Origin of the sequence: Helicobacter pylori, from assembly GCF_016755635.1 — a bacterium.
Lineage (GTDB): Bacteria > Campylobacterota > Campylobacteria > Campylobacterales > Helicobacteraceae > Helicobacter > Helicobacter pylori_CQ.
In genome coordinates, this window is sequence record NZ_CP051500.1 from 888,916 (window position 1) to 903,283 (window position 14,368).

14 protein-coding genes and 2 pseudogenes are annotated in these 14,368 nt (G+C 37.5%); 2 read left to right on the forward strand and 14 right to left on the reverse strand.

Annotation, left to right across the window (positions count from 1 at the left end):
* Positions 1-3: 3 nt before the first annotated feature.
* The 5 genes and pseudogenes from HG567_RS04130 to HG567_RS07950 form a co-directional block, all read right to left on the reverse strand.
* Positions 4-264, reverse strand: coding sequence for a virB3 type IV secretion protein (locus HG567_RS04130; protein WP_187872444.1), 261 nt, complete (start codon positions 262-264; stop codon positions 4-6).
* Positions 265-567, reverse strand: coding sequence for a TrbC/VirB2 family protein (locus HG567_RS04135; protein WP_000649851.1), 303 nt, complete (start codon positions 565-567; stop codon positions 265-267).
* Positions 557-2,467, reverse strand: coding sequence for a toprim domain-containing protein (locus tag HG567_RS04140; protein ID WP_202163663.1), 1,911 nt, complete (start codon positions 2,465-2,467; stop codon positions 557-559). Before HG567_RS04140 ends, HG567_RS04135 begins: the two co-directional genes overlap by 11 nt.
* Before the next feature lie 10 nt (positions 2,468-2,477).
* A pseudogene (locus HG567_RS04145) lies at positions 2,478-3,243 on the reverse strand (hypothetical protein).
* A 66-nt stretch (positions 3,244-3,309) separates the two neighbouring features.
* A pseudogene (locus tag HG567_RS07950) lies at positions 3,310-3,378 on the reverse strand (type I restriction endonuclease); the annotation flags it as partial.
* A 17-nt stretch (positions 3,379-3,395) separates the two neighbouring features.
* On the opposite strand from HG567_RS07950, the gene HG567_RS04150 reads away from it, so the two are divergent.
* Positions 3,396-4,082, forward strand: coding sequence for a phosphatase PAP2 family protein (locus HG567_RS04150; RefSeq protein WP_202139295.1), 687 nt, complete (start codon positions 3,396-3,398; stop codon positions 4,080-4,082).
* 36 nt (positions 4,083-4,118) lie between these two features.
* Here the strand turns inward: HG567_RS04150 and HG567_RS04155 are convergent, their stop codons facing one another.
* Both HG567_RS04155 and HG567_RS04160 read right to left on the reverse strand, forming a co-directional pair.
* Entirely contained in the window at positions 4,119-5,063 is a 945-nt protein-coding gene (locus HG567_RS04155) for a COG2958 family protein (protein ID WP_202139296.1), read from the reverse strand.
* On the reverse strand, positions 5,060-6,661 hold the full coding sequence (locus HG567_RS04160; protein WP_202139297.1) for an ABC-F family ATP-binding cassette domain-containing protein: 1,602 nt from the start codon (positions 6,659-6,661) through the stop codon (positions 5,060-5,062). Before HG567_RS04160 ends, HG567_RS04155 begins: the two co-directional genes overlap by 4 nt.
* A 197-nt stretch (positions 6,662-6,858) precedes the next feature.
* Between HG567_RS04160 and HG567_RS04165 the strand changes: the two genes are divergently transcribed.
* A complete protein-coding gene (locus tag HG567_RS04165) occupies positions 6,859-7,836 on the forward strand; it encodes a GMP reductase (protein WP_202139298.1) in 978 nt (325 codons plus the stop codon).
* Between the two features lie 23 nt (positions 7,837-7,859).
* Here HG567_RS04165 and gmhA read toward each other — a convergent pair whose 3' ends face one another.
* Genes gmhA through pgbB form a run of 7 tightly spaced genes read right to left on the reverse strand, consistent with a single transcriptional unit; the run spans position 7,860 to position 14,366 of the window.
* Positions 7,860-8,438, reverse strand: coding sequence for a D-sedoheptulose 7-phosphate isomerase (gene gmhA, locus HG567_RS04170; RefSeq protein ID WP_202139299.1), 579 nt, complete (start codon positions 8,436-8,438; stop codon positions 7,860-7,862).
* The gene (gene rfaE1 / locus HG567_RS04175; RefSeq protein WP_202163664.1) at positions 8,431-9,816 is read right to left on the reverse strand and encodes a D-glycero-beta-D-manno-heptose-7-phosphate kinase; all 1,386 of its coding nucleotides are present in this window, start codon (positions 9,814-9,816) and stop codon (positions 8,431-8,433) included. Before rfaE1 ends, gmhA begins: the two co-directional genes overlap by 8 nt.
* Complete coding sequence (rfaD, locus tag HG567_RS04180) at positions 9,813-10,805, reverse strand: ADP-glyceromanno-heptose 6-epimerase (protein WP_202139301.1); 993 nt, start codon at positions 10,803-10,805, stop codon at positions 9,813-9,815. Before rfaD ends, rfaE1 begins: the two co-directional genes overlap by 4 nt.
* Before the next feature lie 8 nt (positions 10,806-10,813).
* Complete coding sequence (gene gmhB, locus HG567_RS04185; protein WP_187940606.1) at positions 10,814-11,335, reverse strand: D-glycero-beta-D-manno-heptose 1,7-bisphosphate 7-phosphatase; 522 nt, start codon at positions 11,333-11,335, stop codon at positions 10,814-10,816.
* A complete protein-coding gene (locus tag HG567_RS04190; protein ID WP_202139302.1) occupies positions 11,325-12,065 on the reverse strand; it encodes a sulfite exporter TauE/SafE family protein in 741 nt (246 codons plus the stop codon). Before HG567_RS04190 ends, gmhB begins: the two co-directional genes overlap by 11 nt.
* Positions 12,056-12,727, reverse strand: a complete 672-nt coding sequence (locus tag HG567_RS04195; protein WP_202139303.1) for a type III pantothenate kinase — start codon at positions 12,725-12,727, stop codon at positions 12,056-12,058. Before HG567_RS04195 ends, HG567_RS04190 begins: the two co-directional genes overlap by 10 nt.
* A gap of 4 nt (positions 12,728-12,731) precedes the next feature.
* The gene (pgbB, locus tag HG567_RS04200) at positions 12,732-14,366 is read right to left on the reverse strand and encodes a plasminogen-binding protein PgbB (RefSeq protein ID WP_202139304.1); all 1,635 of its coding nucleotides are present in this window, start codon (positions 14,364-14,366) and stop codon (positions 12,732-12,734) included.
* Positions 14,367-14,368: the final 2 nt, after the last annotated feature.

The window sequence follows — 14,368 nt, forward strand, 5'->3', positions numbered from 1 at the left end:
CCTTTAAGCATAATATTCTTTAGTGTCATTTTTTAGCATTAGGTTTGCCAAGATAATGTTTGTAATATCTTCATCAAAAAATTCTAATATGTAAAACATTGTTACCAATGCTACCAATAGCACCACGCCATACAATAAAGACCACACAAATAAGAAAGAAGCGCTCAAAAAAGAAATGATCCAACTATTCATATTAAGCTTTAAAAACTTCTCTTTTTTAGATATTTCTCTAACATTGATGGTCTCTACATAATTTAAAATCATTCACCCAACTCCAAATAATTTGGTAGCAATCGTTTGAGCGTTTGCAATAGCGATAGTGGCTAAAATTATTCCTATACATTTCCACGCAATTTCTCCTAACCTGTCTAGGTTTTTAACTACATAAATACCCACACAAATCACAATAATTGCACCTATTGCTTTCATAAAAGGACCGCTAGTAAAATTGATGATTGTTTGCAATGCATTAGACTGCCACACACCAGTGCCATTTGCCAACAATAAATTGGGCATAGCTAACAGCATAAAATACAAAGCTCTTTCTTTGAAATTTTTACATTTCATAATCTACTCCTTGAATTGGTTTTTCATTTTCTTTTGTGTTGTTTTGTGAGATTATTTGTTCTTTTATTAAGGCTAAGCACTCATTTTTAAGAGCTTCTAATTTTTCTTTCTTCTCACCATCAAAAAACAAAGATTGTCTCTCTATTCTTTCTAAAAAGTTTTTTATCATTTCACTATTGATATGATCATTACCGATCAAATTGGCTAGTTTTAAGTCATCGTTACAATCCTTAGAATATGGGATAAAAACATTAGGCATATTTTCTGTATGCTTATAAATGATTTCTTCACTAATCTGTGTATAGACTTGTCCATTTTTATCATTGTCATAAGCTAAAACAATATTTAAAGATAAATCAGGTTTATTCACAGGCTCAGGCTCTGTGGTTTGGATTTGCGTGTTCTGTGTAAATAAATTACTCATTGCTTGTTGTTTTAAATGGGTTAAATCCATAATGCGCCCTTTTAAAATAATAGGCGTTGCATCATTAGGGCTTTTATAATACGCCCTTGATCTATCCACAGAAACTTTTTTATCTATGTAGTCATAAATACCCAAAGCCTTAGCGCAAAGATTGTTAAAGGCACTAAAATCATCGTTGCAATTAAAATCTTGCCCTATAGTTTGCTGTGTGGGAATAATGATTCTAAATCTTTCAGCAATGTGTCTGTGCTTTTCTTTATTATGATTTCTTGATGGGATAATAAGCGTTTCTAGGCCATGTTTTTTAAAGAGACTTTTAGTTTCTTCTAGGCTAATATTAGGTTTATCTTTGTCATTATCTATATCAAAAATAAGCAAATTAGAAAAACCTTTGGTGTTATGGGTATTTCTATAATTATTTTTATAGATCGCGCTTGAATAATGGTAGTTTGTAATCACCTTAACTAATTCATCTAAACTTTTCACACTTTCATTGACCCAATCTTTAGCTGGCATGAAATCTGTGCTACTAGGATATTTAGCCCTTGAAAAATGGATAGTTAAATTATCTCTAGTGATGCTAGTTTTATTTTCAATTCTTGTTTGAGTGCCTTTATACAATTCAAAACTCTGAACCTTTTTAAGATAGTCAGCGTATTCTTTGCTTTTAGATTGCTCAATATCGCTCAATAATTTTTCTAAAAAAGCGTCTAATTTATTAGCATTAAATTGCCCATTACAGCTTAATAGAATGCTTTCATAAGCATTGAGCTTTCTTAGTTGCAAATAACTCATGCTATCAATAATGCTTTCACTCAAAACAATATTTTTAACCGGCTTTAAATCCTTAGGGGTCAGCATTTCTATACCTTTTTCCCCCTTATTTAAAGCATTGATAGGTCTGCTTAATACTTGATTATTTAAGCTAGTCATAGGATTTTCCAAGCGTCTAGTGTAAGAAATGATCTTATTAGAATGGCTATTTTTAGAATATAAGAAGTTAGGTACACACATGTTGTTATGCTTGTCTCTTTTTAAAGAGTGGTTATAGGCTAAAAAAAGATTACCCTTAAGCTTTCTTTTTTCTAACATTTTGGAATTAGTTAAATCATAAAGCTCAAATTGATTGAATTTATCAATAATTTTTTGTTGCTCTTTAGATTTATCCGCTTCTTTATTGGCTAGTCTAAGAGTATTTTCTTTTATGGTGTTATCGTTTATGATTAAGCCTTGCGTAAAACCTATTAAATCTAAATTTCTGTTCTTACAAAAATTGATAATATTGCCACTATCAGCTTTATTGTCGCAGTTTAAATAAAACCATTGAAAATTAGCGTTTTGTCTTACAAGAAGCTTTTCATTGCCGCTACTATAAACTTTCCAAATTTTAGTGCTTTTTTGTGCGTTCAATCTATAACCATTTCTTTCTAAAAGGCTATCTAGTGGTAAGTGTATAGCGTTCTTTACATAAGCCATAATCAAGCCTTTATGCGCATACTCTTAAATCTTTAGATTTAACGCTCAATTTATTAAAAGCTCTTTGCAAATTTTTCAATACAATAGCTTTTTGATAAGGACATTTGTTACTAGGGAGTGTTTTTTTACTCAAGCTTTTATAATTAAGCGTAAAAATTGTCTGTGTGTCATTTAGAGGACTAAAACTAAAAAGTAAGTCGTTAAATTGTCTGAATTTATTAAAAACGATCTCTTTAAGCTCGCAAATTTGGTTATTAACTCTATACTTCACGCTTTTTAGCCTTTGTGTGTTCTTTTGTAAAAAGTTAATAATTCTTAAAAAAAAAAGGGGAAGGGAGAGTGTTTTTATTGAATTTACTCCCTTGAAACTCCTTATTTTTTGTGAAGTCTTTTAAATAGATATACACATAGCCTGGCTTATTTTTTACCGCTTCAATTAACCCTTGATCTTCCAAATCATTGATTGCATTTCTTAAAGACCTATCTACACACTGATGCACTTGCGTGTAATAGTGCCTACTTAATGCAATTTTATTGCTTTTTGAACTTAGTGCAATCTCACAAAGCTCTCTGTAAAGCCTTCTAGCACCAACCCCACCAAATAAAGTGCTATAAAACCTATCTTCAACAACTTTTCTAAAGATTTCTACATTAACATCTGGATAGTTTTGGAAATAAAATTGTTGTGTCTTTCTGGAAAATTTAACATTGTCTAAAAACATTTCTTGGCACTCTCTAGAATTTAAGTGCAGTTTAGGGATTTTAAAAAACTTCATAAACTTCCTTTAAAAAGAAGCTTAGATAAGAGTTCTATAAATAATTACATTCTCTTAAGAATATTATTTTTTATTCCTTGCATTTTCCATGCGTTTGTGGGGTAAATAAGATATAATCGCCTTTTTAAAAGTCATTTTTTAAAGGGGTTTGAATGGTATTTGACAGAACGATAAGCGTGAGAGAGAAAAAAGCGGCTAAAACGCTTGGAATAGTGGGGGTGGTCTTTTTTATATTGTTTGGCATCGTAATAAGCGGGGTGGCTTTTCAAAAAGAGTGGGTGCAACAATTGGATTTATTTTTTATAGACTTGATCCGCAACCCTGCCCCCATTCAAGGGAGCGCGTGGCTTTCTTTCGTGTTTTTTAGCACTTGGTTTGCACAAAGCAAGCTCACCACTCCTATAGCCTTACTCATTGGTTTGTGGTTTGGGTTTCAAAAACGCATCGCTTTGGGGGTGTGGTTTTTCTTTAGCATCTTATTAGGTGAATTCACCTTAAAATCCCTTAAGCTTTTAGTGGCGCGCCCACGGCCTGTAACCAATGGCGAATTGGTTTTTGCGCATGGCTTTAGTTTCCCTAGCGGGCATGCTTTGGCTTCAGCACTTTTTTATGGCTCTTTGGCGTTGTTGTTATGCTATTCTAACACAAACAATCGCATTAAAACGATTATTGCTGTGGTTTTGCTTTTTTGGATTTTTTTAATGTCGTATGATAGGGTTTATTTGGGGGTGCATTACCCTAGCGATGTTTTGGGAGGGTTTTTATTAGGGATTGCTTGGTCGTGCTGCTCTTTAGCGCTTTATTTAGGGTTTTTGAAACGCCCTTATAAAAACGCTTAAAGCGTTTTTTAAAACCTCGTTTTTTAAAAAGAAAGTTTATGAGTTAGGGTATAGCTCCTCTTTCTTTTTAACCTCATCAAATTCATCTTTATAGCGGTATGAGTGAGCCGGGTCATAATCCACAACGCTCTTTAAAAAACCGCTGAATTTTTTATTTTTGTCGCTAAGTTCTGAAGCCACGGTGTAATCAATCTTTTCTTTGTATTTAGCGTTCAATAAAATAGCGCTTTTGTCCTCATCCGTTCTTAAATCAATCACGCCAATCCCAAAACTCGCATGCAAACGCTTCAATAAATCCATGAGTTGGGGGTTATGCGTATCAATATGACGGCCCACTAAATACCCCTCATTAGCCCACGAGCTGTTAGAAATCGCTTGAAAATAACACTCCCTGCAATTATTCACGCTGATTTCTTTTTTCAATTCAAAGCTCACCAGTTTAACGGGTAAAGTGTCAAATTTCTTAGAAAAAGCGATTAAATTTTCATTAGACAATTCAGCATGCAAAAACCTAACCCCCACCATGTCCGGATAAAGCCACCTGTCCATGCCTTTTGACGATTTCAAACTCTCTTCGTGAAAAATGGTTTTCGTGTAGCATTTCAAATTTTCATTATGAATAGCCATGTAGGTTAAAAAAGGGTGCAAATCCCTTTCATGCGCAATTTTATTATGCACGATTTTAGCGCTTGGAGCGCTTGGCTTTTGAGTATTCAAAACCGGCTCATTCATCGCGCTTTTTAGAGCGATTAAAACTGGTTTTTCTCGCACTTTTTTAAAAGGCAGTTCTTCGCCCTTGTTTAAGGCTGTATAAATATAAGAACTAACGCTCTGGTGCGGGGTTTTGCCCCCACAATCAAACATGTTTTCAATCTCGCCTTTTTCAAAAAGCTCTTTGGCTTTATCATACACTTCAGTAGGGCTAATCGGTCCTGTGATCTCTAAAACGCTTTGAACGATTTCAATATCTTGCGGTTTCATTTTTTGCTCGCTAAATACTCTTCATAACTGCCTTTAAAATCAATGATTGAAGCGCCTTTAGGGCTTGGGACTAATTCAATGATCCGGTTAGCATACGCATCAATGAGCTCTCTGTCGTGGCTTATGCAAATCACTGCCCCATCAAATTTAAAGAGCGCTTCACCTAGTGCGATAATCGCTTCTAAATCCAAATGGTTGGTTGGCTCATCTAGGACTAAGAAATTCCCCCCCTCTAGCATGAGCTTGGATAAGACCATTCGGTGTTTTTCGCCCCCGCTTAAAGCGTTCACGCATTTTTCTTGCTCTTCGCCATTAAAAAGCATCCTCCCTAAAGCGTTTCTCACCTCTGCGCTTTCAATCTTTTTATTGAAATTAAAGAGCCATTGATACAAGGTCTCTTCGCCACTAATTTCTTCGCTCACGTTTTGAGGGAAATAGCCTTTTAAAACGGTCGCTCCCCATTTCACCACGCCCGTATCCGGCTTTAACTCTTCTACTAAAATTTTACAAAGCGTGGATTTACCCACGCCGTTTGGCCCTATGAGAGCGATCTTGTCTTTAGGCATCACTTTCAGGCTCACTTGATTTAAAATAATTTGGTCGTCATAACTTTTAGAGATGTTTTCGCATTCTAAAGCTTCATTCCCAATGGTGCGTTTGGGTTTAAAAATAATGCTAGGATCCCTCCTGCTGGATACCGCTAAACTTTGAATGTCTAATTTATCCAGTTGTTTTTGGCGGCTGGTGGCTTGCTTAGCTTTGGAAGCGTTAGCGCTAAAACGAGCGATAAATTTTTCTAGCTCTTCTTTTTCTTTGAGTTTTTTATTGCGTTCGGCCTCTTGCTGTTTAATCATCAAAGTAGAAGCGATATACCAATCGTCATAATTCCCGCTAAATTCGCGCACGCTGTGAAAATCCAAATCCAAAATATGCGTGCATACCGCATTTAAAAAATGCCTGTCATGGCTGATGACTACCATCGTGCCTTCATGGCGTTTGAGGTTGTTTTCTAGCCATTCAATGGCGTTTAAATCCAGGTTGTTAGTCGGCTCATCTAAAAGCAAAATATCCGGTTTAGGGAATAAGACTTGAGCGAGAAGGATTTTAAATTTATCGCTGCTTGGCAAGGTTTTCATCAAATCATTGTGCCTAGAGCTAGGAATGCCTAAATCTTCTAGGATTTTTTCAATCACCACTTCGCATTCATACATGGGATCTTCTTCCACGCAAATGGTTTCTAACTCCCCTAGTCTCGCATTCACTTTATCATCGCTCAAATCGCCTTCAGTGTATAAGCGCTCTTTTTCTTTGATAGCGTCATACAAACGCTTATTGCCTATCAAAACCGCATCTTTAAGGCTCAAATCTTCAAAAGCGTATTGATCCTGCCCTAAAACCCCCATCCTCATCCCGCTTGTAATAATGACTTCCCCACTGCTGCAATCAATGCTCTTGCTTAAAATCTTTAAAAAAGTGGATTTTCCTGCGCCATTAGCCCCAATCAGCCCGTAGCGTTTGTTTTTATCCAGCTTGATATTCACATTCTCAAACAATTTTTTAGTCGCATAGCGTTGCGTTAAGTTGATGGTTTGTAGCATCTTATGATTTCCTTATTTTTTGTGATTAGAGAAAGTTTATTGTAGCGTTTTCTTTGCAATATTGTAACCCTTGCTTATTATGGTTATTCATAAGGTCTTTGACGCCCAAAATTTGATCGAGCCTATATCATTTCCTCTTGATTTTTTATTCAATTTAAGGTAAAAATAATGCTTTAAAGCAAAAAAGGATCATGTCATTGAAAGTATTTGATTACGAAGATGTCCAACTCATTCCTAATAAATGCATCGTGAATAGCCGTTCAGAGTGCGATACGACCGTTATTCTAGGCAAACATGCGTTTAAAATGCCCATAGTCCCAGCCAACATGCAAACAATCATCAACGAATCGATCGCAGAATTTCTAGCAGAAAATGGCTATTTCTATATCATGCACCGCTTTAATGGATCGGCAAGAATCCCGTTTGTCAAAAAGATGAAAGAACGACAATTAATTAGTTCGATCAGCGTTGGGGTGAAAAAGGAAGAATGTCTTTTGATAGAAGAGTTGGCCAAGCAAGGATTAGCACCAGACTATATCACGATCGATATTGCGCATGGCTATTCAAATTCTGTCATTGAAATGATCCAACGCATCAAAACGCGTTTGCCCAAAACTTTTGTGATTGCCGGGAACGTTGGCACGCCAGAAGCAGTCCGTGAATTAGAGAACGCCGGTGCTGACGCTACGAAAGTTGGCATCGGGCCTGGGAAAGTGTGTATCACTAAAATCAAAACAGGCTTTGGCACGGGTGGCTGGCAACTAGCGGCTCTTAGATGGTGCGCTAAAGCAGCAAGAAAACCCATTATTGCAGATGGCGGTATTCGTACGCATGGGGATATTGCGAAATCCATACGCTTTGGCGCGACAATGGTAATGATTGGCTCGCTTTTTGCAGGGCATGAAGAATCATCTGGAGAAACAAAAATAGAAAATGGTGTCTTATATAAGGAATATTTCGGTTCAGCATCAGAGTTCCAAAAAGGTGAAAAGAAAAATATAGAAGGTAAGAAAATTTGGATCCAACATAAAGGATCGTTAAAAGACACGCTGATTGAAATGCATCAAGATTTGCAATCTTCAATCTCTTATGCAGGCGGGAGAGACCTTGAAGCGATTCGAAAAGTGGATTATGTGATTGTGAAAAATTCAATTTTCAATGGGGACACGATCTAAAAAAGATCAATGAAACAATAAAGCTAATTTTTACGAGCGAAATGCCTTTCAATGCAGTCGCATAAGATGTGGATCATAAGAATGTGCATTTCTTGGATTCGTGGGGTGTCATCGCTAGGGACAATCAACATTATATCGCTTAAAGACTTCATTTTCCCCCCATCACGCCCCGCTAAACTAAGCGTTTTCATCCCTAAATCTTTGGCTTTTTCATAAGCTTTTAGGACATTTTTGGAATTACCGCTTGTAGAAATCCCTATCAAAACATCGTTTTTTACCCCCAACGCTTCCACTTGTCTGGCAAACACTTCTTCATAACCATAATCGTTCGCAATGGCGGTGAGGGCTGAGGTATCCGTGTTTAAACTTATCGCGCTCAAACCTTTCCTTTCTAGTTTATAGCGCCCAGTCAATTCAGCGGCAAAATGCTGTGCATCGCTCGCACTCCCCCCATTACCGCAAATAAGGATTTTCCCTTGATTTTCTAAAGTTTCTATCAAAAGATGAACGCTTTGCTTTAACGCATCTTGCAAACTTTCTAAACTTTTTTCTAACGCTTCCTTATGGGCTAAAAATTCTTTTTTTATTAAATCATCAATCATTGCATGTCCTTTTAATTTTTTCTATGATAGCGCTTGTGGAATAACCTTCTTCAAACTCCATCAAACGGGTTTCTTTAGCAAACTCGCTCCCTATGACTTCTTTATTGAGATAGTCTGCTCCCTTGACTAAAATATCAGGCTTTAGGGCTTGAATTAATTGGATTGGCGTGTCTTCTTCAAACACCACAACATAATCCACGCAAGACAAACTCGCTAAAAGAAACGCCCTGTCTTTTTCGCTCACTATGGGGCGTTTATCCCCCTTAAGCCTTTTAATGGAATTATCGCTATTTAACCCCACAATGAGAATATCCCCTAAAGCTTTAGCCTTTTGCAAATAACTCGCATGCCCTTTATGGAGAATGTCAAAACAGCCATTGGTGAAAACGATTTTTTGCTGATCTAAAGTTTCTAACAGCTTTTCTAAAGGGAGGATTTTAGGGTGCGTTTGGTTTAAAATCAAAGCGATTTCTTCTAAACTCGCTAACGCGCTCCCCATTTTACCCACCACCACAGCCGCCGCCGCATTGGCAAACTCGCAAGCATCTTTTAGGCTCTTTGATTCTAATAAAGAGAGCGTTAAAGACGCGATCACTGTATCGCCAGCTCCCGTGACATCATAAACTTCTTTAGCGATAGTGGGGCAATTGACTAGCTCGTTTTTTTCTAAAAAAGCGATGCCTTGTTCGCTCAAAGTGACTAAAGGCATAGCGATTTGATAAGTTTCTTTTAAGATTTGGAGCGCTTTTAATAAATTCGCATGGCTGTCTAATTTCAAATGGAGCGCATGCTCTAATTCAGCGCGATTAGGCGTGATCAAACTCGCATGGGAATATTTGCTATAATCCTTTCCTTTAGGGTCGCATAAAATGAGCTTGTGGTATTGGTTGGCTAGAGTGATCATTTTTTGAGTGAGTTCAAAATCCAACACGCCCTTATTGTAATCTGAAAGGATCACGCCATCTATTTCTTGGATCTTTTCTGTGAAAAAATCTAAAAGTCTTTTTCTTAAATCAGCGTTTAAGGGGTCTTTGATTTCCTTATCCACGCGCGCGATTTGCTGGTTTTGCGCGATAATGCGCGTCTTAAGCGTGGTGCAACGGGTTTTATCTGTTAAAATGCCTGAAGTGTCAATATTCCTAGCTTTGAGAGCGTTCAAAAAATGCTCGCCCTCTAAATCATCGCCCACGACCCCACATAAAAAAACTTTAGCTTTTAAAGAAATGAGGTTATTAGCCACATTGGCCGCTCCGCCTAAATTCTTGCTCTCTTTTTTGACTTCTAAAACAGGCACAGGGGCTTCAGGAGAAAGGCGTTCGCTCTTCCCCCACAAATAATAATCAGCGATCAGATCGCCTACGACTAGGATTTTTTTCATGCGCATTGTCCTTTAAAAATCGCATGGATATGGGGCAAATAATCTTTAATACCGCTTTCTAAATCGTATAAAGGGGTGTAATCTAAATCCAAAATAGCAGGTTCAATATGCGCTTGGGTGTGCTTTTGGAAAAAAGCATAAGGGTTTTTAATATAGCTCACTTTAAAATCCCCTAAATGCTCTTTTAAAATGCTAACTATTTCATTATAACTTCTGGCTTGCGAATAACCCACATTATAAACCCCGCTTTTTTGAGTCTTCATCGCTTTCACATTCGCTTGGATCACATCTTCAATATAGACAAAATCCCTTAATTGCTCGCCAAATTCAAAAAGCTTGACTTCCTTAAACGCCAGCGCTTGCAAAGCGAGTTGCAAAACCATGGAAGCGGTTTTTTCTTTATAAAATTCCCTAGGCCCATAGACATTAAAATACCTTAAGCCCACTTGAATGTTATCGCTTGAATGCGAAAGAACAAATTCGTCCATGCAAAGCTTGGAAAAGCCATAAACATTTTCAGGACTTTCGTTTTTGCCCACCACATTGGGGGCTTTGGTGTTGCCATAAACGCCCGCTGAAGAAGCGTAAATCACTTTAGCTTTTTTTTGGCGAGCGATTTCTAAAAGGTTTAAAAAAGCCTGATAATTGGTTTTCATCACTAATTCTTGATTGAGCATAGTCGTATCAGAAACAGCGGCTTGGTGGAACAAATAATCAAAATGCAATTTTTCTAAACGCCTTAAATCTAAGGGGTTATTAATATCAGCTACAATCACCTCACCCTTAAAACCGATTAAATTCTTAAAATGCCCTAAAGAACTCGGGCGGTTATTATTGAAAAGCGTGTTACTGCGGAATTTATCCAAAATGACTACTTTAGCTTTAGGGTGGTTCTCTTGAAAATAAAAGGCCAGATTACTGCCTACAAAGCCAGCCCCACCGGTGATTAAAATCGTTTGATTTTCTAATCCATCATCAATATAACGCATTACTATCCTTATTTGATTAGTTCCATCATCTCTTTAAGATCTTTACATTGTATCCAAGAATGAGAAGTTTTTAAAAAATTTGCACTCAATAAAAGGTTATTTTTAACTTTAGCATTCAAGCCGGCTAACATGTCGCTCTCTTTATCGCCTATCATAAAAGATCGCTCCAAACAAATTTGATGCTCTTTAGCGGCTTGTAAAATCAAAAAGGGTTTTGGCTTCCTGCAAGCGCAATTTTCTTCTGGGGCGTGCCTGCAAAAATAGATGCCATCCAGATTAAAACCTAATTCTTTAAGCAAGCTTTCTTGGAGGTATTCAGTGAGTTGTTCAAAATCTTTAAGGGTGTAATAGCCCCGGTTGATCCCAGATTGGTTGGTGATTAAAAGCAGTTTGTAGCCTAAAGATTTCGCATGCTTTAGCAATTCAAAAATCCCTTTTTGAAACTCAAAATCTTCTTTTTGACTCACATAGCCTTTATCAATATTGATAATGCCGTCTCTGTCCAAAAAAAGGGCTTTGTTAGTGGCCATGCGAATGCGCTCCTTTATGATCATGCTGAGTGGTGCTATTTTGATGATGCATCGCATGGGGCATTTTATGATTAATGAGCATGATCCCCATATAAAGGACATAAAGCCCAAAAACCCCCATTAAGCCTTTAGACAAAAGATTGAAAAATTTCCTGTAAGAAATGGAAATCTTGCTCAAAAAAATCCCCATTAAAAACAACGGCACGCTAGTGCCAAGCCCAAAAGAAAGGCCTAGTATCGCTCCCATAAACGCGCTATGACTGAGAATCACGCTCGCTAAAAACGAATACACCATCATGCAAGGTAAAAACCCGTTCAGCACGCCTAAGAAATACAGCCCTAGAATGTTTTGAGATTGCAAGGTTTTTTTCATCAAAAAAGAGATGAAAGGGATTTGAAAGCTTAATTTTTCCACTTTAGCTCCCAAGAGCGCTAAAAGGATTAAAACAATTCCCATGCTAATGAATAAAACGCCCCTAAAACCCATGCCCACGCTAAGACTACGCCCTAAACCTGCCGTTATAGCCCCTAAAAGCATGTAAGTGCTGATCCTCCCTACATTATAGAGGGCATGGCAAGTGAGCTGGTAAGAAAAGCTCGTAATTTTAGAAAATCTTATTTGACTAAACGCGCTCACAATCCCCCCACACATGCCCACACAATGCCCTAAAGACATGCTCAAAGCGGCTAAAAACATGCCCAAAAAACTCAAATTCTGCATCATTTGCATTCTAGTATCCCTGCTTTTTTAAGAGCGATTTCCATCCCGTCAAAAACCAAACGCTCCTTGCAAACAGAATGGGGTAAAAACGCGCTCAAATACTTCGCATCGCCCCCACAAAGATAGATTTTTTGATCTTTGGCTAAATGCTGGATACAAGAGATGATACTCAAAACCATGCCGTAATTCACAGCGTCTCTGGTGTTTTTAGGTAAAACTTCTAAAGAATCTAATGCTTTGAAAGGTTGCTCTAAAATTTTAGCGCTTTTTTTATACGCATGAATATATTGGGCTAAACCGGGCAAAATACACCCTCCTAAATGCTTACCCTCTTTGACTAAATCAATCGTAATCGCGCTCCCCGCATCCACCACCACGCCATTATTTAGCGCTAAACACGCCATTTGCCGGTCTATCCCAAGCCCTACATAGTCGGTTTCTAAATGAAAAAATCCTGCAATATTTTTAGCGTTAGGGTAACAATTTAAAAGGGCTTTTTCATTTTCTTCATTCACGCTAATGTAAAAAATTTCCTTTTGAATACCCAAACGCTTTAAATCTTCTTTAGTGCTTGAAAAGAGCTGGTAATTTTGCGCGAAATGGATGCACGTGTTGCCTATATCGCATAAAATTAGGTTTTTCAAATCTGTAAAAGATTGCCTAGCTGGCATAGACTCACTTCTTATTCATTTCTAAAGCTTTTCTTCTTTCTTCAAGCTCTTTTTCATCTCTTTCTTGATGCTCTCTCGCTCTTTGTTCAAATTCTCTCGCTCTTTGTTCGGCTTTGGCTTTTTTCTTTTCTTCTTTCAAGCGGCGTTTTTCTTCTTTAGGGCTGAGTTTTGGCGCTTCTTTAATAGCGTTATCCTCTTTTGAAACAGGAGCGTTTTTACTTTCATTGTTTTTTGTTTCGCCTTGTTGGATAGCGTTATTTTGATCCTTAATAGGCTCAGGCCTTCTGGTTTTAACCTCTTCTTCTTCAAACCCGCTATTCCCTTGAGTGGGTTTGATTTTTTCCTCTAAAGGCTGTTTATTTTCTTTAGCTTTATGCCTTTCTTGCAAATAAATAGGAGCGTTCCCTTTTTCGCCTTTTTGAGATTTTTTAGATGCCGATTTTTCCACAACGGGATAAAGCTTGGGCTTAAAATCATTATAATCTAAATAGTAGCGATCATAATACACCCGATTTTTATCATAAAACACCCCTTTATCCAAACGATTGGATGAAAAAAACTTAAAACTGCCTATAGACGGCGTTTTATAGACATTATACGAATCAAAATCATTCAAATCCACCTCTATCACATACCCACGCTTTTCTAAAGAATACAATTTATTATGGTTTAATACAATGGTATTGAGCGAAGCGAAGGGCAGTTTCACGCTGTTTAATTCCCTCAAACTCTTATCCATTTGCAAAATTTGCCCGTCTAGCGTGAGCACGTATAAAGTCCCCTTATCATAAAGCAAATCCACAATATCCCCATCATAGTTGAACTCTTGACCGCTCACCACTGAGAGTATCCTTTTCCCTGTAGAAGCGATCATGTTATTGCCATCTACAATAAGGTAGGTGATATTGTTAAAAAACTTATCGCTGCTGATAACAATGTTTCTAATAGGCGTAGGGTTTCCATGCACATAATCCACGACCAACAAGCGCCCATCTAGCATAGGGAACACCACGACCGTATCCATAAAAATAGGCATCGCCATTAAAGAATTGATCGTGGTGCTTGGGGAACCTTTCTCACTAAAAAGCAATTTTTGAGAAGTGATGTCGTATAAATTCGCTGAATTGTCCGCTAACACCACCGCTAAAAGATTCCCTTTAACGCTCGCGCTCAAGGCAAAAGTCTCCAAAGGAATAACAATAGATTGTTGGCTGGCGTTAGGGTTATTGCTAATCAATTCCACTTGATGACAGACTTTATCTTGGACTTCCGCTTCAACGCCCTTTAATTTCAATTCCGTTTCTTCAGTCTTAGCCGCCTTGCTTTTGCTTGTTTTTTTATCAATCTTGTTCAAACAATCTTGCGCAAGGATGAAAAACCCTTGACTCTCATTTAAAAAACTGCTTTCATAATTGAAATTCTTACCGATTCTTAGCTGCGTTAAACCTTTATCGCCTATAACCGCTCCATTTTTCAAAATGGCTCCATAACGATTAGACGAAACGATACTTTCTTGCAAATGGTTAGGGAAATACGCTTCGCCTTTAATTTGGTGTTTAGCGGGTTTGAAGTATTTTCTCATGTTACAGCCGCTAAAGACAATTAGGGCTATGAGTAAGATTAAAAATGGTTTATTCATCA